General features: G+C 67.5%; 11 protein-coding genes. 6 read left to right on the top strand and 5 right to left on the bottom strand.

The features are described from left to right. Both HZY97_RS02960 and HZY97_RS02955 read left to right on the top strand, forming a co-directional pair. Positions 1-315, top strand: a complete 315-nt coding sequence (locus tag HZY97_RS02960; RefSeq protein ID WP_257214854.1) for a hypothetical protein — start codon at positions 1-3, stop codon at positions 313-315. Beyond that, the gene (locus HZY97_RS02955; protein ID WP_180140431.1) at positions 315-2,861 is read left to right on the top strand and encodes a glycoside hydrolase family 3 protein; all 2,547 of its coding nucleotides are present in this window, start codon (positions 315-317) and stop codon (positions 2,859-2,861) included. Before HZY97_RS02960 ends, HZY97_RS02955 begins: the two co-directional genes overlap by 1 nt. Before the next feature lie 399 nt (positions 2,862-3,260). Here HZY97_RS02955 and HZY97_RS02950 read toward each other — a convergent pair whose 3' ends face one another. Genes HZY97_RS02950 through HZY97_RS02935 form a run of 4 tightly spaced genes read right to left on the bottom strand, consistent with a single transcriptional unit; the run spans position 3,261 to position 7,603 of the window. After that, entirely contained in the window at positions 3,261-3,968 is a 708-nt protein-coding gene (locus HZY97_RS02950; RefSeq protein WP_180140429.1) for a triose-phosphate isomerase family protein, read from the bottom strand. Continuing rightward, the gene (gene rhaT, locus HZY97_RS02945) at positions 3,965-5,023 is read right to left on the bottom strand and encodes an L-rhamnose/proton symporter RhaT (protein ID WP_180140428.1); all 1,059 of its coding nucleotides are present in this window, start codon (positions 5,021-5,023) and stop codon (positions 3,965-3,967) included. The genes HZY97_RS02950 and rhaT overlap by 4 nt, the downstream gene beginning before the upstream one ends. Position 5,024: 1 nt before the next feature. After that, positions 5,025-6,173, bottom strand: a complete 1,149-nt coding sequence (gene lldD, locus HZY97_RS02940; protein ID WP_180140426.1) for an FMN-dependent L-lactate dehydrogenase LldD — start codon at positions 6,171-6,173, stop codon at positions 5,025-5,027. Beyond that, positions 6,170-7,603, bottom strand: a complete 1,434-nt coding sequence (locus HZY97_RS02935; protein WP_180140424.1) for an FGGY-family carbohydrate kinase — start codon at positions 7,601-7,603, stop codon at positions 6,170-6,172. The genes lldD and HZY97_RS02935 overlap by 4 nt, the downstream gene beginning before the upstream one ends. Before the next feature lie 111 nt (positions 7,604-7,714). Here HZY97_RS02935 and HZY97_RS02930 point away from each other — a divergent pair, with 111 nt between their 5' ends. The 4 genes from HZY97_RS02930 (at position 7,715) to HZY97_RS02915 (ending at position 24,560) form a co-directional block, all read left to right on the top strand. Next, positions 7,715-9,832: a bifunctional rhamnulose-1-phosphate aldolase/short-chain dehydrogenase gene (locus HZY97_RS02930; protein WP_180140422.1), complete on the top strand. Its 2,118-nt coding sequence runs from the start codon at positions 7,715-7,717 to the stop codon at positions 9,830-9,832. Between the two features lie 21 nt (positions 9,833-9,853). Then, positions 9,854-11,149, top strand: a complete 1,296-nt coding sequence (gene rhaI, locus HZY97_RS02925; protein ID WP_180140421.1) for an L-rhamnose catabolism isomerase — start codon at positions 9,854-9,856, stop codon at positions 11,147-11,149. A gap of 68 nt (positions 11,150-11,217) precedes the next feature. Continuing rightward, the gene (locus HZY97_RS02920; RefSeq protein WP_180140419.1) at positions 11,218-12,003 is read left to right on the top strand and encodes a DeoR/GlpR family DNA-binding transcription regulator; all 786 of its coding nucleotides are present in this window, start codon (positions 11,218-11,220) and stop codon (positions 12,001-12,003) included. A 257-nt stretch (positions 12,004-12,260) separates the two neighbouring features. Next, a complete protein-coding gene (locus HZY97_RS02915; protein ID WP_180140418.1) occupies positions 12,261-24,560 on the top strand; it encodes an autotransporter-associated beta strand repeat-containing protein in 12,300 nt (4,099 codons plus the stop codon). 4 nt (positions 24,561-24,564) lie between these two features. On the opposite strand, the gene HZY97_RS02910 is transcribed toward HZY97_RS02915, so the two are convergent. Next, a complete protein-coding gene (locus tag HZY97_RS02910; protein WP_180140412.1) occupies positions 24,565-25,419 on the bottom strand; it encodes a hypothetical protein in 855 nt (284 codons plus the stop codon). Positions 25,420-25,423: the final 4 nt, after the last annotated feature.

The raw sequence follows: 25,423 nt of genomic DNA, 5'->3' as shown, positions 1-25,423 counted from the left end.
ATGATGCACAAGCTTATGATCGCCGCGCTGTTCGCGCTGCCGGGTACCGCCATGGCCCAGACCGCCCCGGCGCCCGCACCCGCCGCCACGCCGGCTGCCACTCCGAAATTCACTCTCGACACGCCGATCCAGGACATCGTGGCGGACACGCAGGGCAAGGCCGTGATCGACAAGGACCTGCCCGGCCTGATCGGCCTGCCGCAATACGACATGTTCAAGGGCCTCAGCCTCAAGCAGGTCCAGGCCTATTCGGACGGCAAGCTCACCGACGAGATCCTCGCCAAGGTCGCAACCGACCTCGCTGCCATCAAATAATGACCAGGCAAAATATCCTTGCCTGCGTCGCCGTCACCGCGCTGATTGCCGGCACCCCGGCCCTCGCGCAGGCGCAGAACACCCGCATGACCTATCGTGAGAAGAGCGCACCGCTCGAAAAGCGCGTCGAAGACCTGATGGCCCGGCTCACGCCGGAGGAGAAGGTCTCGCTTCTCGCCGGCGAAAGCTCGATGACGCTCCAGTCGATCCCGCGGCTGGGCATCCCGTCGATCAAGGTGACAGATGGGCCCACCGGCGTTCGCTCACCGGAGGGCAAGCCCGCCACCGTCTTCCCGGTCGGCGTCGCCATCGCCGCGACCTGGAACCCGGAGCTGGCCAGATCGGTCGGCGCCGCGATCGCCGAGGAAACGCTCGGCTATGGCGCCTCGGTGCTGCTCGCGCCGACGGTGAACATCGTCCGCACCCCGCGCTGGGGCCGCAATTTCGAGACCTATTCGGAAGACCCGCTGCTCGCCGGCAAGCTCGCGCTCGGCTATGTTGCCGGCGCGCAAGGCAAGGGCGTCGGCGTCTCGATCAAGCATTTCGCGGCGAACAACCAGGAGACCAACCGCTTCTTCGTCGACTCGATCGTCGATGACCGGACGCTGCGCGAGATCTACCTCCCCGCCTTCGAGATGGTGGTGAAGCAGGCCGATCCCTGGTCGGTCATGGCCTCATACAACAAGGTCAACGGCACCTATGCCAGCGAGAACCGCTGGCTGCTGACCGATCTGCTCAAGAAGGAATGGGGCTATAAGGGCTTCGTCGTCTCCGATTGGGGCGCGACTCACTCCACCCCTGCAGTCAATGCCGGGCTCGATCTCGAAATGCCCGGCCCCGCCCAGAAGTTTGGCGAGAAGCTGCTCGCCGCGGTGCGCGCCGGCGAAGTCAGCGAGGCGCAGCTCGACGACAATGCCCGGCGCATCGTCCGGCTGATCGTCCGCAGCGGGGCGCTCGACGGGCCGCTGCCCAAGGGCGAGATCGGCGGCGAGAAGCATCGTGCCGCCGCCCGCGCGGCAGCCGACGAGGCGATCGTCCTGCTCAAGAACAGCGGCGTGCTGCCCTTGAAGCCGGGCATCAAGACGCTCGCGGTGATCGGCCCCAACGCCGATATCGCCCGCATACAGGGCGGCGGCAGCTCGGCCGTGGCGCCGTTCGACAAGCTGCTCACCCCGCTCGATGCGATCCGTGCCGCGCTTCCGGGGGTCGAGGTGGTCTACGAAAAGGGCGTCGACAGCGAGGAAACGCCGCCCACCGCCGACCCCGCACTGTTCAGCCCCTCGGTGGACAGCAAGGAGACCGGGCTCCAGGCGATCTATTATGCCGAGCCCGATTTCAGCGGCGCCCCGGTCAAGAGCCAGCACGTCACCGATTTCACCAAGCGGATCAGCGCCAATATCGCGAGCGCCAAGGTGATCGGCTATGCCTCGATGCGCTGGTCGGGGGCGCTGCGCGCGCCGGCCACTGGCACCTATGAGTTCAGCGTGCGCGGCACCGGATCGGGCGTGCTGACGCTCGACGGCAAGAAGATCCTCGACAAGGCGACGCCGGCCACACCCGACAATCGCGACGTGATCGGCTTCCCGGTGCCCAACCGCACCGTCCAGATCCAGCTCGAGGGTGGCAAGCTTTACCCGATCCAGCTCGACTACGTCACCGGCCAGACGCCCTATGAGGCGCTCAAGTTCGGCGTGCGCGTGCCCCGGCCCGATTTCGACGCCGCAGTCGCCGCGGCGAAGCGCGCCGATGCCGTGGTGGTGATCGCCGGCTCGGCCTCGCTCACCGAGGGCGAAGGCTATGATCGCGGCAATTTCGACCTGCCGGGCGATCAGGACAAGCTGATTGCTGCGGTCGCCGCGGCCAACCCCTCCACCGTGGTGGTGGTCAATGCCGGTGCAGCGATGACGATGCCCTGGGCCGAGAAGGTCCCCGGCATCGTCGACATGTGGCTGCCCGGCCAGGAAGGCGCGGCGGCGCTGGCCGATATCCTGATCGGCAAGGTCAATCCGTCGGGCAAGCTGCCGGTGACCTTCCCCAAGGCGAGCGCCGACGATCCCACTTTGCTCACCGACATGAAGGCGAAGTACGCCGAGGGGCTGCTGGTCGGCTATCGCGGCTATGAGGCGCGTGGGCTCGCGCCGCTCTTCGCCTTTGGCCACGGGCTGTCCTACACCAGCTTCGCCTATGCCGGGCTCTCCGCCCCGGCGACGGTGGCGCCCGGCGTGCCGGCGAAGGTGCGGCTGTCGGTCCGCAACACCGGCAAGCTGCCGGGCAAGGAAGTCGTCCAGCTCTATGTCGCGCGTACCGAGCGCACGCCCGACGAGCCGATCAAGCAGCTTGCCGGCTTCGCCAAGGTTGCACTCAAGCCCGGCGAGAGCCGGATGGTGGAGATCGCCCTCGACCCCCGTGCCTTCGGCTATTGGGACACCGCCACGCATCACTGGGTCGCCCGCGCCGGTGCCTATCAGTTGCTCGTCGGCAGCGCTTCGGATGATGTCCGTCTCAAGGCGAGCATCCGCGTCACGGCGAGGAGGCCGATCAACTAGGAATAACCCACCAACTCCGTCACCCCGGCCTCATGCCGGGGTGACGGTTATTTGGCGGCATCCGCTGTACCTCGTTCTTTCCCCGGCGAAGGTCGGCGCCCAGTCTTGGAAGTCACGCGCCTTGGCGCGTCTCCGCCGCACACGCTTAGTCTGGGCGCCGGCCTTCGCCGGGGAAACATATTGCAATGTAGGATTTCGTCTGTTGGGCTCATCCGGCCAAGGCACATGCCCCGGCCGCTCTTTGATTTGTAGGAAATATAGGAGTCCGCGCACGCAAGGATCTTGCGAGACGCGCGCCGTTTCCCCGAACTGTGTCAACCTAAGCGCCGCGAAAATCGGCTTTTGGCGCGTACATCACGTCCTTTGCCGAGTCGCCGAAATCCAGCCCGTAGGAACGGCCTAGCCGCAGGCGGCAGCCTCCAGCACCGGCAGGAAATCGGCAACCGAACGGCTCGCACGCCCGACGAGCAGCCCGTCGACGCCCGCCAGCGCCAGCAGCTCTGCAGCATTTCCGCCGTCCACCGCACCGCCATAGAGCAGCCGCGCCTCGCCCGCCTCGGCCCGCAGCATCTCGAAGATCCGCGCGAGATGCGCCGCATCGGGCACCGCGTCGCCGCCGATGCACCAGACCGGCTCATAGGCGATCGCGGCGCGCGACCAGTTGAGATCGGGTGGCAGCGACGCGCGGAGCTGCGCCGCCACCAGCCCGCGCGCATCCGCCGAACGCTCGCCCTCGCCGACGCAGATCACCACCGTCAGCCCGGCGGCCTGCGCCGCGCGCGCCTTCGCCGCCACGCTCAGGCTGTCCTCGCGGGTCTCGCTATGCCCGACCAGGGTAAGCGCCGCCCCGCTATCGCGCAGCATCGCCGCCGACACGCCGCCGGTATGCGCACCTTCGGCGGCGGGATAGCAATCCTGCCCGCCGATCTTCACCGTCCGTACCTGGCGCGCGGCCCGCTCCATCAGCGACGCCGGCAGCATCAGCCCGGCATCGACGCCAAGCTCTGCGACCGCGTCGTCTATCCGCGCGATCTCGGCTAGGTCGGCACCCAGCCCGTGCATCTTCCAATTGCCCAGGATCAGCGGGCGCCGCGCCGCCTCGCTCATGCCGCGAGATAATTGCCGACGCCGATCACCACGGTCGAGAGCAGCAGCGCGCCGATGCCGGTCCACACCAGCAGCCGCGTGCCCCCGCGCACCCCTGCCCACTCCTTGAGCGCGAAGCCCCAGAGCGTCGAAAACAGGATGATGCTCGCCATGTGCAGCGTCCAGGAGGAGAAGCCGTACTTCCCCATCTGGCTCTCGCCCATCGTGTAGAAGAAGAACTGGAAGTACCACAGCGTGCCGCCCAGCGCGGCGAGCGCATAGTTGCGCAGCAGCGGCGGCTTCTCGCCCGTGGCGCTGGCGCCCAGGATCTGCCCCGCCGATCGGTTGCGCAGGATCAGCCAGCCGCACCAGAGGAAGTTGGTGGTGAAGCCGCCGAGCAGCACGACGCACAGCACCGGCAGCCCCTGCCACAGCGGGTCGGTCCCCGCCGCAAGTGTCGCCGCGCGGATCGGCGCACCCGCATCGAGCCCCCAGGCGAAACAGCCCGACATGATCCCGGAGAACACCGCGATCGCGAGCCCCTTGGGCAGGTTGAACTCGCTGACGCTCTGGCTGGCGGCGGACCCCGCCATCTCACGTTCCTTGCGACGCCCGGCACTCGCGACCACCAGGATGCCGGCCAGCGTGATGACGATGCCGACAAAGGTCATCTGCCCGCTGGGCGTACCGGCAAGCTCGCCCAAAGTGCCGCGAAAGATCGGCGGCCCCATCGTGCCGATCACCGTGGTCAGCCCCAGCGCCACCGCCATACCGAGAGAGAGGCCGAGATACCGCATGGTCAGCCCGAAAGTGAGTCCGCCAAAGCCCCACATCGCCCCCCAGAACCAGCACCAGAACCAGGTCGATTGCGGGGTGCGGGCGAGCACGCCGAGCAGGTCGTGCGTCTGGATCGAGGCGAACAACCAGGGCGCGATCAGCCAGGAAAAGACCCCGCCGACCAGCCAGAAAATCTCCCAGGACCAGGCCTGGATGCGGCGATAGGGAACATAGAAACTCGCGGAAGAAAGCCCGCCAAGCCAATGAAATAACACGCCAATCAGCGGATTTCCGCCCATCTTATTCCCTCCCCGCGAGTATATTCTCGTTGATCTGGTCGATCCGCGTGACTCCGGTCAGCCCCATGGCGACGCGCATCTCCGCCTCGAGCAGCGCCAGCACATGCGCCACCCCCGCCTGCCCCGCCCCGCCCAGCGCCCAGGCCCAGGCCCGACCGAGCAGCACGCCCCTGGCGCCGAGCGCGAGCATCCGCACCACGTCGAGCCCCGAGCGGATCCCGCCGTCCGCCAGCAAGGTCATCTTGTCCTCCACCGCATCGGCGATCGCTGGCAGCGCCCGAGCGGTGGACAGCACGCCGTCGAGCTGCCGCCCGCCATGGTTGGAGACGATCACCCCCTCCACCCCCCGCGCTGCGGCTTCGCGAGCGTCCTCGGGATCGAGGATGCCCTTGAGCACGATCGGCCCCTTCCAGTGCTGCCGGACGAAATCGAGATCGTCCCAGCGGATCCCCGGATCGAAGTTGCCACGCATCCAGGCGAAGAAGTCGTTGAGCCCGGTCTTGCCCGCCAGCACCGGCGCGACATTGCCGAGATGGTGCGGCCGACCCCGCAGGCCGACATCCCAGGCCCAGCGTGGATGCGTCAGCGCCTGGCCGAACCGCCGCAGCGATCCGCCCAGCCCCGGCGCGCCGGCGAGCCCCGAGCGATAGTCGCGGTAGCGCGTTCCCGGCACTGGCATGTCGACGGTGAACACCAGCACGGGGCAGCCCGCGGCACTCGCCTGCTGCATCAGGTCGATCATGAAGCCGCGGTCGCAGATCATGTAGAGCTGGAACCAGGGCGGCGTGCCCACCGCCCCCGCCACTTCGGCCAGCGGACAGGCCGAGACGGTCGACAGCGTGAACGGCACCCCCGCCGCCTCCGCCGCCCGCGCCGCCTGCACCTCGCCGCGCCGGGCATTGAGCCCCGCCAGCCCGATCGGCCCCAGCGCGACCGGCATTGCGAGCTTCTGTCCGAACAAGGTGGTCGACAGATCGATGTCGGAAATGTCACGCAGCACCCGCTGCCGCAGCGCCACCGCCTCGAGATCGGCGACGTTCCGCCCTAGCGTCACTTCGGCATAAGAGCCGCCATCGATATATTCGAACAGGAACCGCGGCAGCCGCCGCCGCGCGAGTTCGCGATAGTCCGAGATCGACGCTGCCTTCATGCTGCCTCGCTGCTGCCCGTGATCAGGGCCCGCCAGCGTGCGGCGTAGGCGCTGAGATCGCGATCGAGCGGCTGGACTTGGATCAGTTCGGACGGCGGCGCGAGCGCAGGGTCGATCAGCCGCAGCGCACCGTACGAGACATCATTTTGCTGGTTGGAGACGAGCACGCGCAGGTCCGGCCGCAGCGTGGCGAGCGTGCGGACAAAGGCCTGCGCCTCGCCGAACCGCCCCTCGACCAGCACGCGCTCGCGAGTGCCGATCAGACCGAGCATCTCGTCCGCCACCAGCGCGGCGTACAGGCACACCGCCGCTCGCAGTTCGATCGATTCCGCAGGCCGGTTGATCCAGCGCGTAGCGCCGCCGGGGAAAGGCCCGACCCCCGGGGTGAGCGTGGGCAGCACCATCGCTCCGCTTGCGACCACGCCCGGCAGGGCCGCGATGATCGCAGGCTGGTCCGGGTTGATGTCGACCCGCCGCGTATCGATGCCGGTCAGCAACTCGATCTCCCGCCCGCCCATGAAGCGGGCCGAAGGGATCGGCGTGCCGTGGACATCGACATTGACCAGGCAATCCCTGGTCTCGGGCAACCCCGCCAGGTCGATCCGCGCGGCCTTGCCCGGCGTCCGCATTGCGACGAACCAGGTGCCGGTCGAAAGTACGGTCGCCTCATGCTCGGCGATATCGGCAAAACCGCGCGCAGCCAGCAGCGCAGCGTTCGAGTCGTGCAGCCCGCAATGCACCGCCACATCGGCCGGCAGACCGGTGCGCTCCGCCCATTCGGCGTTGATCGTGCCGATCGCTTCGCCCGCATGGCGCAGCGGCGCGAGCCGGGCCGCCCAACCACGCCGCTCCGCCAGCGCCGAAGGATTACCCGAAGCGGGGCACCAGAGATCACTATGGCAGCCGAGGCTCGTTACTTCCGACGCAGTGACGCCCGAGAAGCGCCAGGCCCAATATTGCGGCCAGGGCAGGATCGTCGCGTCGCCGGTAAGCAACTCGCGATCGAATGTCTCAAGGAAATGGAGCTGCAGCCCCAAATTGAGCCCATCGGGCAGCGCGGGCGAGCCGGTGCGGGCGAACGGGTCGCGCTGGCCGTGATAGGCGGCGATCTGCTCCGCCGGGATCGGCTGCTCATAATCGAGCGATGGCGCCGCCAGCGCCCCATCGCGCACGATCGCGGCCGCCGCGCCATGCCCCACCGGGATGATCCGCGCCACGCGGCCAAGCCCGGCAAATTTGCGCAGCACCTCCGCCGCCCAGGCCTCGATCCCCGCCGAATCGAGCACGCGGATGCTCTCGCCACCGATCACTGCGTTGATCTGCGCATTCGGCCGCGTCCGCCGGGCGAGCATTGCCCCCGACGCGTCCCATAGACTGAGCTTCGACAAGGTCTTGCCCAGATCGAGCACGACGCTCAGCCCATCCCCCAATGCTGCCTCCCCTTTTTGTTATGATTGATATTTAGCGAAGTTGATTGTATCTGGCTAGTCACGTAATGCGAAACTCGCGCCGAACGGGGCGCTGGGGGAGAGTGATTCCGGATGCTTGAAGACGAAACAAGGGTGCGCAGCGCGGCATCCGCCATTCCGTTCGCCGTGCCGGGCAACCGCTGGTCGGATGCCGAGGCCGCAGGCATGTCGCCGGAAGCCCTGCTGCTCTACCGCTCGAACCTGCTCGGCTCGGACCTTACCGTCACCAATTTCGGGGGGGGCAACACCTCGGCGAAGATCGAGACGGTCGACCCGCTCACCGGTGCGCCGGCGACAGTGCTATGGGTGAAGGGATCGGGCGGCGACATCGGCTCGATGAAGCTCGATGGTTTTGCGACGCTCTATCTCGACAAGCTGCTGAGTCTCAAATCGCGCTATCGTGGCGTCGAATTCGAGGACGAGATGGTCGGTTACTTGCCGCACTGCACGTTCAACCTCAACGCGCGCGCAGCCTCGATCGACACGCCGCTGCACGGTTACCTCCCTTATGCCCATGTCGATCACGTCCATCCCGACGCGATCATCGCACTGGCCGCGTCGAGCGCAGGCAAGGCGGCGACCGATGCGATCTGGGGCGGCATGGTCGGCTGGCTGCCGTGGAAGCGCCCCGGCTTCGAGCTCGGGCTCCAGCTCCGCACGCTCGCCGCCGAGAAGCCCAACCTGCGCGGAGTGATGCTCGAGGGCCATGGCATCATCTGCTGGGGCGACACGTCCAAGGCCTGCTACGACAACACGATCGCGCTGATTGCCGATGCAGCGGCCTATCTCAACGCGCGCCTCGCCAAGGGCCCGGCATTTGGCGGCGAGATCGTCGCTCCCCTGCCCGCTTCCGACCGCGCCGCTGCCGCCGCCCGGCTGATGCCCCGACTGCGCGGACTGATGGCCGGCGCGCGCGGCAAGATCGGCCATTTCTCCGACGATCCGGAAACGCTCGAGTTCATCGGGAGCAACGATTTCGCCCGGCTGGTGCCGATCGGCACTTCCTGCCCCGATCACTTCCTGCGCACCAAGATCGCGCCGCTCGCGCTCGACCCGGCCCGGCTCGACGACGAGGCCTATCTGGCCGCGTCGCTCGATGCCTATCGCGAGGGCTATGCCGCCTATTACCAGCGCTGCGCCGCGCCCGGCGACCCGGCGATGCGCGATCCCAATCCGGTGGTGGTGCTGATCCCCGGCATCGGCCGGATAACCTTCGCCGCCGACAAGGCCACGGCGCGGCTGGCAGGCGAGTTCTACGGCAACGCGATCAACGTGATGCGCGGCGCCGAGGCGATCGGCGACTATGTCGGCCTGCCCGAGAAGGAAGCGTACGGCATCGAATATTGGGCGCTAGAGGAAGCCAAGCTCCAGCGCATGCCCAAGCCAAAACCGCTGGTCGGCCGCATCGCGCTGGTGAGCGGCGGTGCGGGCGGCATCGGTGCGGCGACGGTCCGCCGCCTGCTCGAGGACGGCGCCTGCGTGATGCTGGTCGACCGCGACACCGAAGCCGCGGAGCGCGTGCGCGGCGAGATGGCGCAGACGTTCGGCAAGGACGTGGTCCGCGCCGAGACCTGCGACGTCACCGATGAAGGCCAGGTCGCCGCTGCGTTCGAAGCGTGTACCCGCGAGTTCGGCGGGCTCGACATCCTTGTCGCCAATGCCGGCATCGCCTCCTCCGCCTCGCTCGAGGAGACCAGCGTCGAGCTGTGGCGCCGCAACTATGGCGTGCTGGCCGAGGGCTATTTCCTCAGTGCCCGCGCCGCCTTCCCGCTGATGCGTGCGGTCGGCGGCGGCTCGATCGTGTTCATCGGCTCGAAGAACGCGCTGGCCGCGGCAGTCAACGCCTCCGCCTATGCCTCGGCCAAGGCGGCGGCGCTGCATCTCGCGCGCTGCCTGGCACTGGAGGGCGCCCCGCACGGCATCCGCGTCAACACGGTCAATCCGGACGCGGTGATCAAGGGCTCGCGGATCTGGGACGGCGACTGGCGCAAGGAGCGCGCCGGCGCGCACGGCATCGACCCCGGCTCCGAGTTGGAAGAGCATTACCGCAACCGATCGATGCTCAAGCGCGACGTGCTGCCCGAGGACGTGGCCGAGGCAGTGCACTTCTTCGCCTCCGAAGCCTCTTCAAAATCGACGGGCAACATCGTCAATGTAGACGCCGGGAACGCGCAGGCATTCACGCGATAAAAGAACGGGAAAGAGGGTGGAATGGCGAAGGAACTGCCGCTTTCGGTCGACCAGATCGAAAGCCACAACGCGGTGCGCGCGGAAGCGCTGCAGGACGAATATGACAGCCTGGGCCGCGCGCTTGCCCGCCGGGGAGTCGATATCGATGCAGTGAAGGCCCGCGTCGCCGATTTCTCGGTCGCGGTGCCGAGCTGGGGCGCCGGCCGTGGCGGCACGCGCTTCGCCAAATTTCCGATTCCCGGCGAGCCGACGACGATCCACGAGAAGCTTGCCGACTGCGCGGTGATCCACCAGCTTTCGACCGTCACACCGCGCGTCAGCCCGCATTTCCCCTGGGACAAGGTCAGCGACTATGCGGCGCTGCGCCAGGAAGCGGCGGCGCTCGGGCTCGGCTTCGACGCAGTCAATTCAAACACCTTCCAGGACCAGCCCGGCCAGAAGCTGAGCTACCGCGACGGCAGCCTGTCTGCCGGGGACGCCGGCGTGCGCGCCCAGGCAGTCGAACATAATATCGAGTGCATCGAGATCGGCCGGCAGCTCGGTTCGACCGCGCTCACCGTCTGGGTGGGCGATGGCACCAACTTCCCCGGCCAGCAGGACCTCGCCAAGTCGCTCGACCGCTATCTGGAGACGGCAGCCCAAGTCTATGCCGCGCTGCCCGACAACTGGCGGATGCTGCTTGAGCACAAGATGTTCGAGCCGGCCTTCTACTCCACCGTGATCTCGGACTGGGGCTCCTCGATCCTTGCCGCGCAGGAGCTTGGCCCCAAGGCAAAGTGCCTGGTCGATCTCGGCCACCACGCGCCCAATGTGAACATCGAACAGATCGTCGCCCGGCTCCACCGCTTCGGCAAGCTGGGCGGCTTCCACTTCAATGACAGCAAATATGGCGATGACGATCTCGACAGCGGATCGATCAACCCGCACCAGCTCTTCCTCGTCTTCAACGAGCTGATCGAGGCCGAGCAGAACCCGCGCGACGGGTTCGACCCGGCCTACATGATCGACCAGTCGCACAACGTCACCGATCCGATCGAGAGCATGATTTCCTCCGCCGAGGCGATCGCCGGCGCCTTTGCCAAGGCGAGCATCGTCGACCGCGAGGCCCTAGGCGCGGCACAGGCGGACAACGACACGATGCTCGCCTTTCTCACTCTGCGGAAAGGCTATCGCACCGACGTCTCGCCGATCCTCGCCATGACACGGATGGAGGCCGGCGGCGCGATCGATCCGGTCCTCGCCTATCGCGACAGCGGCTGGCGCGCCCGCAAGGCGCAGGAGCGCAATGCGGTCGGCCTCGGCGCTGGCATCGTTTGAGCGGAAAAGATTGATTTCGGGCGATTTGCCCGGCACAAGGCCTTGAAGAATATGGGGCCTAACCGGAAATGCATGTCGAAGAGCGCGACAGCCTGATCCTCGATCTGATCGGGAAAACGGGCTTTGTGTCGTTCAAGAGCCTGGAGGCCAGCGTCGCGGCCTCCCCCGCCACGCTGCGCCGCGATCTCGACCGGCTCGAGGGCAAGGGCGTGATCCAGCGCGTGCGCGGCGGCGCCCGGCTCGTCGATGACGAATCTGCGGGCGAGCGCACCGACGTGCAGTCGCTGGCGGGCGTTCCCTTCCACGAGAATATCGATCGCAACCGCAAGCAGAAGGAAGCGATCGGCCGCGCCGCCGCCGCGCTCTGCCAGCCGGGTGAATCGATCATTATCGATGGCGGCTCGACCACGCTGCAGATGTGCCGCCACCTCGCCGGCCTCAACCTCCAGGTTCTGACCAACTCGCTGCATGTGGTGAGTGCGCTGCTGCCGCAGCCGGGCACTCGCATCGCCGTTCCCGGCGGATCGCTGTTCCGCGAGCAAAACATCATCCTGGGCATCGGCGGCGAGGAATGCATGCCGCGCGTCCACGCCCCGCGCCTGTTCATGGGCGCCGCATTCGTCGGCGCGCAGGGCGTGATGCAGGCCGATGTCGTGCTCGCCGCCGCCGAACGCCAGATGATCGACCGCGCCGAATGGGTGGCGCTGCTCGTCGACAGCTCGAAGTTCGCCGCGCCCTCGGGCTCGGTGGTCTGCGGGCTGGACGAACTCGACGTGATCGTGACCGACGCGGCGATCAGCGACGCGCACGCTCGCATGATCGAACAGGCGGGCGTGAAGCTGATCATCGCCTGAAGGCCCGCAAAGCGCGCCAAACGCAGCTTTGGACGGGTGCCTGCACGATCACGCAAAAAATTGTTGCTCGTCTTTTTCTATTCGGTTCGCGGCAGCCCGCGAAGCCGGCAGCTGATGCGCCCCTAGTTCCAAGGGCTTGGCGCGATGTCCTTCCGAACCCCGCGCCAATCGCCCCCGTGCGGCGCCCCTCGGACTCCCAAATGGCATCTTGACACCAACCCCTAGGAAGGTCTGCCTCCGCGCACACGGGGGATCAAATGGCTCAAAACACCGCTTCGTTCGCGATCGTCAGCACGCGCAAGGCGAATACGCGCGGGCGCACCGCGCGCCGCTACCGCACGGCGACGGCTCTAATGGGCGGCTTGGCCGCGACCATCCTCCTCGCAACGCCCGCCCTGGCACAGGCCCAGGGCGGCGCGGGCGGTTCGGGCGGCTTCGGCGATGGCGGCACCGGCGGCGAAGCGGGCCAGGCAGGCGGCCGGTCGAGCTGCGTGATCGTCTCCGTCGCCGAGTGCGACGTCGCAGGCGGCGCAGCCGGTACGGCACCCGGTGGGAACGGCGGCACTGGCTCTACCGGCGTCGCCGGCCCGGGCGGCGGCGGCGGCGGCGGCGCCGACGGATCCCCGGCCGCACCGATCGGCGGCGCGGGCGGCAGCGGCGGCAATGGAGATAGCGGGAATTACAGCAACGGCGGCGGCGGCGGCGGCGGCGGCGGCAACGGCCTGATCCTGAGCGGGCCGCCGCTGATCAACAGTGGCATCGTGGCCGGCGGCAATGGCGGCAATGGCGGGAGTGGAAGTCCAAGCTTCTTCTCGGGCTCCCCCGGCACTGGCGGCGACGGCGGCGAGGGCGGCACGGGCATAGTCGCCAGCGCCGGCGGCGAGATCCACAATCTGTCGACGGGGTCGATCGCAGGTGGCGTTGGCGGTCTGGGCGGCGCAGGCTCGCCCGGCGGCGGCGCCGGAGCCAGTGGCGCGGGCGGGACCGGCATCCGCGGCGCGGACCTCTCGATCTACAACGACGGCAGCATCGCCGGCGGCCTGAGCGGCGACGGCCTGACGCGCGCCTATGCGCTTCACGTCACCGGCGGGGTCAACCGGCTCACGCTGTCTGCCGGAGGGAGCGTCACCGGTGGAATCCAGCTCGATATGGGGAGCCTGCTTACCTTCGACGTTAGCGCCCCCCAGACGCTGGACAATGTGATTTCGGGCGCCGGATCGATCGCCAAGGCCGGCACCGGCACGCTGATCCTGACCGGCGCCAGCAGCTATTCCGGCTCCACGACCCTCGACGGCGGAACGCTGCAGATCGACGATCCCGCGAGCATCGGCAGCGGCGCGATAACGCTCAACACAGGTGGGCTTCGCACGACCTTCGACGGCGCGCTCGCCAATAACTTGTTCTGGGAGAACGGCGCGACCGGCGCGCTCGCCGCGGCGACGGGAACGACGCTGACACTCAGCGGCACGCTGAACGTCTACGGGGAAAACACGGTCGTCCAGTTCGGCACAGCCATCGATGCCGGCACGATCATCGGGGCCTTCTTCACCGGGTCGTCGGACGGCAGCGCTTTGCAGCGCCTGATCATCGGCGGCGGCACCTTCCGGGCAGGCACTGGCTTGATGAGCCTCTCGATGGGCAATTTCGAGGCCGTCCAGATCGATTCCGGTGCGACGCTCGACATCAACGGGGTGCAGCCGACCACGACCCTCAACGATCTCGAAGGCGGCGGTACGCTGCTGAACGACGGCGCTACGACGATCATCACCTCCGGCAATTTCGCCGGCACGATAACCGGCACCCAGGCTCTCGAGAAAACCAGCACCGGCAGGCTGATCCTGACCGGCGACAGCGACCACAGCGGCGGCACCCTGGTCGCCGGTGGCACGCTGCAGATCGGCGCGGGCGGCAGCGGCGCGACAAGCGGGACGCTGACCGGCAACATCAGCGTCTCGACCGGCGCCAGCCTGGTCTTCGCCCGTTCCGACGCCTACACTGTAGCGGGCCAGATCGACGGCGACGGATCGGTCGGGCAAGCCGGACTGGGCGTGCTCACGCTGACCGGTGCCAACAGCTATACGGGCGGCACGGTCATCACCGCCGGGCTGATCAACTTCTCCGATCCCGGCAATTTGGGCCTGGGCGGGATCACGCTGGACGGCGGCGGGCTGCAATGGGACGCCGGCAACACGGCCGATATCTCCGCGCGCCTGGGTGTGATCGGCGCGGGCGGCGGCGTCTTCGATACGAACGGCAATGACGTGACGCTGGCGACCTCGCTCTCCGGCGGCGGGCTGACCAAGATCGGCGGCGGCATTCTCACCCTGTCGGGCAACAACAGCTTCAACGGCCTGGTGACGATCGGCAACGGCACTCTGCTGCAGAATAATGCAACCGCGCTCCACGGGGCGGGCATCGTCCTCGACGGCGGCACACTCGATCTCGGAAGCTATGATCTGCCGTTCGTGCAGGGCCTCGGCATCACCGGCACGGGTACCATTGAATCGTCCGGCGGCGGCGGCCTGACGACGGTCAGCGGCGAAGAAACGGTGTTCGGCAGCAATGGCGGCTCGATCAGCGCGGCCGTGGGCCTCACGGTCGCCAGCGGAAGCACGCTGACGATGCTCGGCAACAACCTGCTGACCGGCGGCATCCTGGTGGACGGCAAGCTGGTGATCGGCGAGACCGGTGCGACGGGCGGCGCGGGCAATATGATCGCGACGATCGGTTCGGTGATCAGCTTCGCCGACGGCGTCGACAACAGCTCTGTCATCCTGATCGCATCGAATAGCACCCAGCTCGAAGTGCTGGGCACCGATGTCGCGACCCAGAGCGGCGAAATTGGTGAGGACCAGCCCGGCCGCGGCTTCGAGAAGATCGGCACCGGCACGCTGATCCTGACCGCCGTCAACAGCTATAGCGGCGACACGCTGATCAGCGGCGGCCTGATCAATTTCATCGACGGCGACAGTTTCGGCAGCGGCACCGTCACGCTGAACGGCGGCGGCCTGCAATGGGCTTCGGGCAGCAGCTTCGACATTTCGGCGCGCCTGAACCCGATCGGCATCGACGGCGGCACGTTCGACACCAACGGCAATGATGTTTCGCTAGTCAGCAGCCTGACCGGCACCGGCGGGATCACCAAGACCGGCGCGGGCACCTTGTTTCTCGACGGGTCCAATTCCTACGGCGGGAACACCACCGTCCTGGCCGGCACGCTCGGGCTGTCGCTCGACGATTCCGCCAGCACCGGGACCATCCTGCTCGGCAACGGCACGACGCTGCTCAACGCCACCTGCGGCTGCAGCCTGCTGACGATCGGCAACGCGATCAGTGTCGCCGGCACGGCGACGATCGATTCCAACGGCGGCGAATTCCTGTTCACCGGCGACCTGACCGGCGGAAACCTGGTCTTCGACGACAACACCTTCCCAAGCGGCGTCACGACCCTGACCGGCAACAACAGCTATGGCGACACCAGCGTCGGTGCCTTCGCCACGCTCGTGATCGGCGATGGCGGCACCAACGGCACGCTGGGCACAGGCACCGTCACGACGGACGGCATACTGGCCTTCAACCGATCGGACGACGTCACGCTCTCCACGGCGATTGGTGGATCGGGTCTGCTCGGCCAGTTCGGCACCGGCACGCTGATCCTCACCGGTTCCAACACCTATACCGGCGGCACCGACATCGAGGACGGCACCGTCCAGGTGGGCACCGGCGGGACCGTCGGCGCGCTCGGCACCGGCACCATCGACAATTACGGCACGCTGGTCTTCAACCGTTCGGACGACATCAGCGTTGCCGACGACATCCAGGGCATCGGCCAGATCACCAAACTGGGAGCGGGCACGCTCACGCTGAGCGGCTTCAACGGCAATTTCCTGGGTACCCTTTCGATCCTCGACGGCACGGTGGCCGTTACCCAGACCGCGCTCGGCTCCGGCGAGATCGAGATCGACAATGGCGCAGAGCTGCACGCGCTCGACGATGTCTACGGGCTCGGCATGACGGTCCTGTCGGGCGGTGGCACCATAGACACGGGCACGCATTTCCTCGGCTTGCTCGGCGATGTCGACTTCCAGGGTGAACTCACCAAGACCGGCTCCGGGATTCTGGTCCTTGTGAACGCCTTCGGGTCCAGCACCGGTGCCGGCGGCATCAACGTCACCGAGGGCACGCTGGCGTTGGTACAGGACGGCGTGGCGGGTACGGGCATCATCAAGCTCGCCGACGGCACTACGCTGCAGAATGCCTCGTGCGGTTGCTCCGAGCTCAATGTCGACAACGCGATCCAGATCGCGATCGGCGGCGTGGGGACGATCGACGGCAATGACGCCGATATGAACCTCAACGGCGCGATCAGCGGCGGCGACGTCCATTTCATCAACAGCTACACCCCTCCGCTTTATGGGAGCCGCATCGCGCTCAACGGCGCGAACAGCTATCGGGACTCGCTGATCGGCCCCAACGTCGCGCTGATCGTGCGTGATGGCACGCTGGGTACGGGCAATGTCGTGTTCGACGCCGTGCCGTCCGATCCCGCCACGCCGGCAGCGCTCGTCTTCCAGAACAGCGCTGATTACAGCTATGGCGGCCGGATCATCGGCGCGGGAATCGTCAGCGTCGAGGCCGATGCGGCGGCCATGGTCACGCTGACCGGCTCGAATACCGCCAGCGACAATTTCACCGGCTCGGTCGAAGTGATGAGCGGCCGGCTGGTGATTAACGGCGACTTTGGCGACGTCACGGGCAATACGGCCTCTCTGTTCCTCGACGACAGCTGCTTCTGCGGTGGTGGCCCGACCGCTGCGCTCGGTGGCAGCGGCACTTTCCACGGCAGCGTCACGCTTGACAATGCAGTGCTCGCCCCCGGCAACAGCCCGGGCACGCTGGCCATCGCCGGCAACCTGACGCTCGGCACGGGCACGATCCTCAACTATGAACTCGGCGCACCCGGCACCGTGGGCGGCGCCAGCAACGACCTGGTCAATGTCGCCGGCAACCTGACGCTGAACGGTACGCTCAACACAATCGCATCGGGCGCGGGCTATGGCCCGGGCTATTATCGCCTGTTCAACTATGGCGGCACGCTTACTGACAACGAGATCGTCGTGGGCTCGATCGCCGGCGGGCTCGACGCGCAGGTGCTGACCGATATCGGCGGGCAGGTGAATGTCCGCCTCGGCGGCGCGCAGATCATTCAATATTGGGATGGCGGCGATACCACCGGCAGCAGCGCTACCGCGGGTGGCAGTGGCGGCAGCGGCATCTGGAACGCCTTGAGCACCAACTGGACGGCCCCCGCCGGCTTCGCGATCAACGACAGCTGGCGCGGCCAGGCCGGGGTGTTCGCCGGGGCAGCGGGTGGCACGGTCACCATCGACGGCGCGCTTGCCTTCGAGAAGCTGAGCTTCGAGACCGACGGCTATCAGTTGCGCCCGAACGACTCGAGCGCGCAGTTGGCGACCACTGCCGGTTTCTCGATCATCGACGTCTCCGCGGGCATCACCGCCGATATCGGCGTTAGCATCAACGGCACTGCCGGCCTCACCAAGGACGGCACCGGGACGCTGCTACTCTCGGCCGCCAACGGCTATGCCGGCCCGACCGACATCGCCGCTGGCACGCTGCGGATGCGCGACGCCAATGCGATCTCGAGCCAGTCGGACGTCAGCGTTTCCGCCAGCGCGCTGCTCGACATCGCGGGCTACAACGCCAGCTTCAATTCGCTGTCCGGCACCGGCGACGTGACGCTCGGCGCGGGCGGCACGCTCCTGGTCGGCGCCAATAATGGCGTGTCGCTGTTCGGCGGCTCCCTGACCAGCGCCGGCGACGGCACCGGCAGAGTCACAAAGATCGGCACCGGGACCTTCACGCTCAGCGGCAGCATCGCCCTGACCAGCGTCCCAGGCGGCGCCACGGCGCTCGAAGTCGCTGTCGGCGACTTCCTGGTCACCGGCAGCGGCACCGTCACGGCCGATACTGTGACGCTCCAGGCACCCGCGACATTCTCCAACGCCGGCACGGTGACGGCCGGCATGTTCCAGAATTCCGGAACGCTCATCAACACCGGCACCATCGCGACCAGCGTTGTGCTCCAGAGCTCCGGCAGCTTCATCAATGACGGCACCGTCACGGGCACGGTTCAAAGTTCCGGCAGCTTCAGCAACAACGCCACCGGCGCGGTCGACTTGCTCCAAGTCAACGGCGGCACCGCAACAAATGCCGGCACGGCCAACTTCGTCACCAATTCGAGCAGCTTCGCCAGCACCGGCATCATCAATGGCGGGTTCAACAATCTCGGCACGGCCCAGTTGGAAGGCCAGCTCAACGCCGCGCTGATCAACGGCTCGAGCGCGACCGTGACGCTGACCGGCGCGGTGACCGGCATCACCGAATATCAGGCCGCGGACGGATCGACCTTCGATCTTGCCGGGTTCAACACCCAGGTCGGCGGGCTCGTCGACATCGGCACGCCCAGCACCGCCACGATCCAGCTCGGCACCGCCACGCTCACCCTGGGCGGAACCGCGCCAGGCGCGACCTTCAACGGCGTGATCTCGGGCAGCGGCGGGCTGATCAAGACCGGCAACGAAATCCAGATACTGACCGGCGCGAACAACTATACCGGCGCCACCGCGGTCAACCAGGGCGAGCTCGCGCTTGGCGCTGCCGGCACGCTGACCAGCGATGTGACGATCGCCAGCGGCGCCACCTTCACCAATGCCGGCACGGTCACCGGTCTCACCACCAATAGCGGCTCGCTCGCCGTCACGGGCATTCTCGATAGCACCGGTCCGATTGCGCTGATCAACAATGCGGGCGGCCAAGTCGTGGCGCAGGGCCAGATCAACGGCGCGGTCCAGAGCAATGGCAGCTTCCGGAACACCGGCGCGCTCACCGGCATCACCGGCTTCAGCCAGGGTGCGACGGGCCAGCTCACCCTCAATGCGGGCCTAGAGCTGGGCTCGCTGGCCGGCGCGGGCAATGTCGATCTCGGCGCCTATGCACTGACGGTGGGCGCGAACGGCGCCAGCACTGTGTTCAACGGCGTGATTACGGGCAGCGGCGGCCTGACCAAGACTGGCACCGGCACTTTGACGCTCACCGGCGCCAATAGCTATACCGGCCAGACGCTGGTCAGTGGCGGCGCGCTGCTGATAACCAGCACCGGTACGATCGCCGGCGCGGTGGTCAACAACGCCAATTTCGCCTCCAGCGGCATTCTGAGTGACGGCCTCACCAACAATGGCACCGCGACGCTGAGTGGGACCGCCAACGGACTGGTCTCAAACCAGGCCGGCAGCATCACGCTGAGCGGCAACCTCGTCGGCACCGGGCGGTTCAGCCAGTCGAGCGGCGCAAGTTTCAACCTGGCCAACAACAACGCCGCCTTTGGTTCGCTGAGCGAGAGCGGCACCGTCGCGCTGGGCAGCGGCCGACTGACGGTAGGCGGTGACGAGAGCACCACGATCTTCACCGGCGTCATCACCGGCACCGGCGGCATCACCAAGAACGGCGAAGGCAGGCTGACGCTGAGCGGCGTCAGCACCTATGGCGGCGCGACCGTCATCAACAACGGGACGCTGCTGCTGGCCGAAGGCGGCGCGATCGGCGGCGGTGCCGTGGTGAACGGCTCGTTCCTCGAGTTCGACGGCACGACCGACCGGACTTTCGGCAACGCGGTCTCGGGCAGCGGCATCCTGGTCAAATCGGGCTCCAACGTGCTGACCCTGACCGGACTGAACAGCTATGACGGCGGCACCAATGTGAATGCCGGTACGGTCGCCTTCGACAATGGCCAGGCGCTGGGCAGCGGCACGATCCGTCTCGCAAGCGCCACGGGCGTGCGCAACGTTCAGACGGGAGCGCCGGTCACGCTGGCCAACAACATCACGATCGCAGCCGGCACCCTGGCGACGATCAGCGGGGTCGGCGGCTCCAGCACCACGCTGAACGGCGAGATCAACGACGGTTATGTCCGCTTCGCCGTTTCGGGCGGCGGCACGGCCTCGTTCACGCTCGGCAGCACCAACCAGTATGAGGGCACGATGATCGGCGCGGGCGCGACGGTCAATGTGACGGGCGGCACGCTGGGCAGCGGCGGCGTCGCGCTCGAGGCCGCCGGATCGACGCTCAACTTCGCCAACACCGCCAACTACACCTATGCCGGCGTGATCACCGGCAACGGGCATATCGGCGTCAACACAGGCGCCGGCGTGGCAGTCACGCTTTCCGGCTCGAACTATGCGGGACAGGACTTCACCGGCACGGTGAGCCTCGACAGCGGCAAGCTGGTGCTGAACGGCGATTTCGGCGACCTGACCGCCAACAGCGCAAGCTTGACGCTGAACGGTGGTTCGCTGGGCGGCAGCGGTACCTTCCATGGCGACATGACCATTGGCGCCGGCACCCTCTCGCCCGGCAACAGCCCGGGCACGCTGAACATCGCCGGCAATCTGAACCTCGGCGCCGCGACGATCCTCAACTTCGAGCTGACCCAGCCCGGCGCGGTCGGCGGCGGCGTCAACGATCTGATCAATGTCGGCGGCAATCTGAAACTCGACGGCACGCTCAACGTCACGGCACTGGCCGGCTTCGGCGAGGGCTATTACCGCCTGTTCAACTATGGCGGCACCCTCACCGACAACGGGCTGATCATGGGCAGCCTGCCCGCCGGCTTCACCAGCACCCTGCTCACCAATATCGGGGGTCAGGTGAACCTCCTGTTCGCCAGCAGCCCGCAGGCGATTCAGTATTGGGACGGCACCGATCTCACCGGCAGCTCGACCGCGACGGGCGGCAATGGCGGCGCCGGCGTGTGGAGCGGCACCAACACCAACTGGACCGCACCGACCGACTATGGCGTCAACGACAGCTGGCGCGGCCAGGTCGCGATATTCGGCGGCAGCGCCGGTGGCGCGGTCACGGTGCAGGGCGTCCGGGCATTCCAGGAACTGCGCTTCACCACCGACGGCTACGCGATCGGCGGCGCGACGGCGGCAGACGGCCTCGCGACGACCGGCGGCTTCTCGGTGGTCGATGTCTCCGGGGGCCTGGGCGCAACGATCAACACGGTCATCTCGGGTACGGGCGGGCTCACCAAGACCGGCACCGGCACGCTCAGTCTGGGCGGGGTCAACAGCTATACCGGCATCACGACGGTCTCTGGCGGCACGCTGATGCTGACGGCCGGCGGTTCGCTAGCCGGCGCGGTGCAGAATGATGCCATGTTCAACAATGCCGGCACCGTCGCGGGGCTGGTGACCAACACCGGCACATTGGTCAGCACCGGCACGCTCGGCGGCGGGCTGAGCAACAGCGGCGGCGCGTCGCTTGCCGGAACGCTCACCGGCGCAGTGGCGAACAGCGGCACGATCACGCTGACCGGGGCGACTGCAGGCATCGGCGCGGTTACCCAGTCCGGAAGCGGAACCTTCAACCTGGCCGGCGTCAGCACCAGCTTCGGCAGCCTTGCCGGCGCGGGCACGGTAGCACTTGGCGGCGCGACGCTGACCATTGGCAGCGACAACAGCTCGACCAGCTTCGGCGGCGTGATTTCGGGCAGTGGCGGGCTGACCAAGGCAGGCACCGGCGTCTTCACGCTCACCGGCGCCAACAGCTACACCGGCCTCACCACCGCCAGCGTCGGCACGCTCCAGCTGAGCGCCACCGGCGAGATCGCCGGCGCAGTGCGCAACGACGCGACATTCAACAACGCCGGTTGGGTGGATGGTCTGGTGACCAACACCGGTACGCTCGCCAGCATCGGCACGCTGCACGGCGGGCTGAACAACAGCGGCACCGCCTCGATCTCCGGCACACTGACCGGTGGCGTGTCCAATAGCGGCACGATTGGCCTGATCGGCAGCACCAGCGGCATCGGCGCAGTAACCCAGACGGCGGGCGGCAGCATCGCGCTGAACGGGTTCGATACCAGCTTCGGAAGCCTTGCCGGCGCGGGCAGCGTAGATAACGGCGGCGCGACGCTGACGCTGGGCAGCGGCAATGGCGGGGCGAGCTTCGGCGGCGTAATCAGCGGCAGTGGCGGCCTGACGAAGGTCGGAACCGGCACGCAGACGCTGACCGGTGCCAACACCTATACCGGCCTGACCCTGGTATCGGCCGGCACGCTGGCCATCGGCGCGAGCGGTAGCATCGCCGGCGCAGTGCGCAACCAGGCGACCTTCACCAATGCCGGCACGGTAATCGGTCCGGTGCAGAACGACGCCACGCTGACCAGCACCGGCAATCTCGCCGGTGGGCTGATCAATAACGGCACCGCTTCGCTGGCGGGTACGGTCGGCACCGGCCTGGCAAACAACGGCGCGGTCAACTTCACCGGCGCCGCCACGGTCGCGGTGCTGCAGCAGAACGCCACCGGCACCTTCAACCTGGCCGGCTTCGGCGTATCGCTCGGCGCGCTCACCGGTTCGGGTGCGATCACACTGGGCACCGGTGCGCTCAGCGTGGGTTCGGCAGGCGGCAACGCGTCCTTCGCCGGCACAATCTCGGGCGCAGGCAGCCTGACCAAGACCGGCACCGGTACGCTGGTGCTCACCGGCGCCGCGACACAGACCGGCGGAACGACAATCTCGGGCGGCATGCTGCAGATTGGCGCTGGCGGCACTACCGGCTCGCTCTCGGGTGCGATCGTCAACAATGGCCTGCTGGCGATCAACCGCAGCGACGCTGTGACGCTGGCCAATATCATGTCGGGCTCCGGCGGCTTCGTGCAGGCCGGCACCGGCACCACCACGCTCATCGGCGCCAACAGCTATACCGGCGGCACGCGCGTCGCGACGGGCCGCCTGCGGGGAGATACGACGTCGCTCCAGGGCGATATCAGGATCGATAGTGCTCTCGAGTTCGCGCAGACCGGCGCGGGCACCTATGCCGGCAGCCTGTCCGGCGCGGGCCTGCTGGAGAAGACCGGCACGGGAAGCCTGAACTTCACCGGCAACAGCGCGACCTTCACCGGCGCGACCAATGTGATTGCCGGCCAGATGGCGATCAACGGCCTGCTCTCGCGCTCGACGGTCACCGTCTCCAACGGCGCGACGGTGGGCGGCACCGGCACGGTCGGCGGGCTGGTCGTGCAGAGCGGCGGCACGGTGGCGCCGGGCAACAGCGTGGGCACGTTCAATGTCGCCGGCAATGTCCTGTTCCAGGCAGGCTCGCTGTTCGCGGCCGAGGTCCAGGGCAATAGCAGCGACAGGATCCAGGCGACCGGCACCGCGCAGCTGAACGGCACGCTGCAGGTCATCGCGCTCGGCGGCAATTACGGCATCAACAGCGCTTTCGTGCTGCTCCATGCCGATGGCGGCCTGAATGGCACCTTCGCCACGACCAACCTCGCCAGCTTCGGCTTGGCCTATCGCGCGAAGATCATCTACACCGCCAACGAGGTGCAGCTGTTCCTCGCACCCAACCAGCTCTCCGCTATCCTCGGTACCGGCGTGCCGCTCACCTACAACCAGACCAGCACGATCGGCCGTATCGATGCCGCGGTGATCACCGGCGGCTATGATCCGGTGGCGCTGAGCGCGCTCTACAGCCTGGCCCCCACCGCAATCCCGGCGGCGCTCGACCAGCTCTCGGGCGAAATCTATGCCGACGCCACGCGCGCAACGCTGGAAGATGAACGCGTGGTGCGCGAAGCGGTGATCGGGCGCCTCGCCGAAGCGGCAGATCTTGGCGTTTCGGGCAACGGGGCCTGGGGTCAGGTGATCGGCAGCTGGGGCAGCGTGAGCAGCGACGGCAATGCCGCCGGCTACGATGTGAACCGCGCCGGCATGCTGATGGGCCTGGATGCCGGCTCCGCGACCGAGGAGGGGTCGTGGCGCGCCGGCGTGATGGGCCATTATACCCGCATCACCGTGCCGGCCGACGCGCGCGGCAGTCGCGCCACGATCGACCGGACCGGCGGCGGCTTCTACGCCGGCGCCGCAATGAACGGCTGGCGTGTCCGCGTCGGCGCGTCGCTGTCGCTGCTCGATCTCAAGGCACGCCGCACGATCGCGATCCCCGGGCTCGCCACCAGCGAGCGCGGCAAGAAGCAGGGCGTGATGCTCCAGACCTTCGGCGAGCTCAGCTACCGGATCGAAGCAGGCAAGAACGCGTTCGTCGAGCCGTATCTGGCCGGAAGCGCCTCGCGCGTCACCTTCGGCCGCTTCGCCGAGCGCAGCGGGCCGGCAGCGCTGATGGTTGGCGGGCAGAAGAGCGTGCTCGGCATCGCCGAACTCGGCCTGCGCGGGGAAACGGCGCTGGTCGGTGGCGGTGACAAGGGCAGCGTCCGACTGGGTGGCAATATCGGGCTGCGCACCGCCTTTGGCGACCGCGTCGTTGATCCGGTCATCGCGCTGGCAGCTGCGCCCAGCCAGGCATTCAACGTGCGATCGGCGGAGATCGACCGGTTCGCGGCAGCGGCCAACCTCAACCTGACGGTCGATGTCAGTGATACGCTGAGCCTGCGCGTCGGCTATAGCGGCGTGCTGGCAAGCGGTGCCCGCGAGCATGGGGGACGCGCAACGCTCAGCCTGAAGTTCTGATCGGCTAAAGCTGTGGCACGGGTGCCGGCGGGCGATCATAGACCGCCGGCGGGTTGGCGCGGATCATGTCGCGCACGTCGAGCATCGGCTGCTGCGAGACGGTGACTCCGCCGTCCACGGGCCGGTCCAGATCGATCACCAGCAGCAGCGACAGGCCGAACAGGAAGAACAGGAAGGCGCCGGTCTGCCGCCCGCGCGCGCCGACCAGCACATAGCCGAGTACGCCCGCCGCGACGAACTGATAGATGAACAGCAACAGGAACACCTCCGCCGGCACATGCGCCCTTCGCGCCGCCCGCCTTGTGGCGTCCATGTCGATCATCGCGTTCATCGAATCGAGATAGGCGCTGGAGAAATCCAGCCCCTTCATCGTCGGCCAGGCCGCCCGGGTGGCGGTCCAGAGCTGGGTGACCAACTGGTCGTTGCGCACCATCAGCGCCTCGGCGCGCGAACCGGCCTTTTCGTGCGATAGCGCCACCCGGTTGTCGGTATAATCCGCGAGCAACTGGCTGATCTGCGCGCGATAGGGCGCATCGATCATCTGGGTACGCAGATAAGTGGTGCCGATCGCATTGGCTTCTTCGAGCACCCCCACCCGGCGATTGTCGAACCGGTCGAGCGCCAGCGAGAAGGTGAAGCCGACAAGCAGCGCGAGCAGGCCCATCACTGCCGAGACGATCAGCCCTTCCTGGCTATCCTCCTTGTCCTTCTTGCCGGCTTCAGGCTTCGGATGCGTGCGGTCGCGGCGCTTGCGCAGCCAGGAGCCAAGCCACCCCGCTGCGGCCATTCCGACGAACAGGATCAGGCCGATGCTCCACACCGGGGTGAGGAACAGCCATTCTGCCAGCAGCACGTTCATGCGC

The sequence above is a fragment of the Sphingomonas sp. R-74633 genome (assembly GCF_013416555.1).
In the GTDB taxonomy this organism is placed as follows: Bacteria; Pseudomonadota; Alphaproteobacteria; order Sphingomonadales; family Sphingomonadaceae; genus Sphingomonas.
This window is presented reverse-complemented; position numbering and strand designations above follow the sequence as displayed.

Bases quoted from the DNA above. Each gene is read 5' to 3' on its own strand.
- HZY97_RS02960 (WP_257214854.1), top strand. From the start codon at position 1: ATGATGCACAAGCTTATGATCGCCGCGCTGTTCGCGCTGCCGGGTACC.
- HZY97_RS02955 (WP_180140431.1), top strand. From the start codon at position 315: ATGACCAGGCAAAATATCCTTGCCTGCGTCGCCGTCACCGCGCTGATT.
- HZY97_RS02950 (WP_180140429.1), bottom strand. From the start codon at position 3,968: ATGAGCGAGGCGGCGCGGCGCCCGCTGATCCTGGGCAATTGGAAGATG.
- rhaT (WP_180140428.1), bottom strand. From the start codon at position 5,023: ATGGGCGGAAATCCGCTGATTGGCGTGTTATTTCATTGGCTTGGCGGG.
- lldD (WP_180140426.1), bottom strand. From the start codon at position 6,173: ATGAAGGCAGCGTCGATCTCGGACTATCGCGAACTCGCGCGGCGGCGG.
- HZY97_RS02930 (WP_180140422.1), top strand. From the start codon at position 7,715: ATGCTTGAAGACGAAACAAGGGTGCGCAGCGCGGCATCCGCCATTCCG.
- rhaI (WP_180140421.1), top strand. From the start codon at position 9,854: ATGGCGAAGGAACTGCCGCTTTCGGTCGACCAGATCGAAAGCCACAAC.
- HZY97_RS02920 (WP_180140419.1), top strand. From the start codon at position 11,218: ATGCATGTCGAAGAGCGCGACAGCCTGATCCTCGATCTGATCGGGAAA.
- HZY97_RS02915 (WP_180140418.1), top strand. From the start codon at position 12,261: ATGGCTCAAAACACCGCTTCGTTCGCGATCGTCAGCACGCGCAAGGCG.
- HZY97_RS02910 (WP_180140412.1), bottom strand. From the start codon at position 25,419: ATGAACGTGCTGCTGGCAGAATGGCTGTTCCTCACCCCGGTGTGGAGC.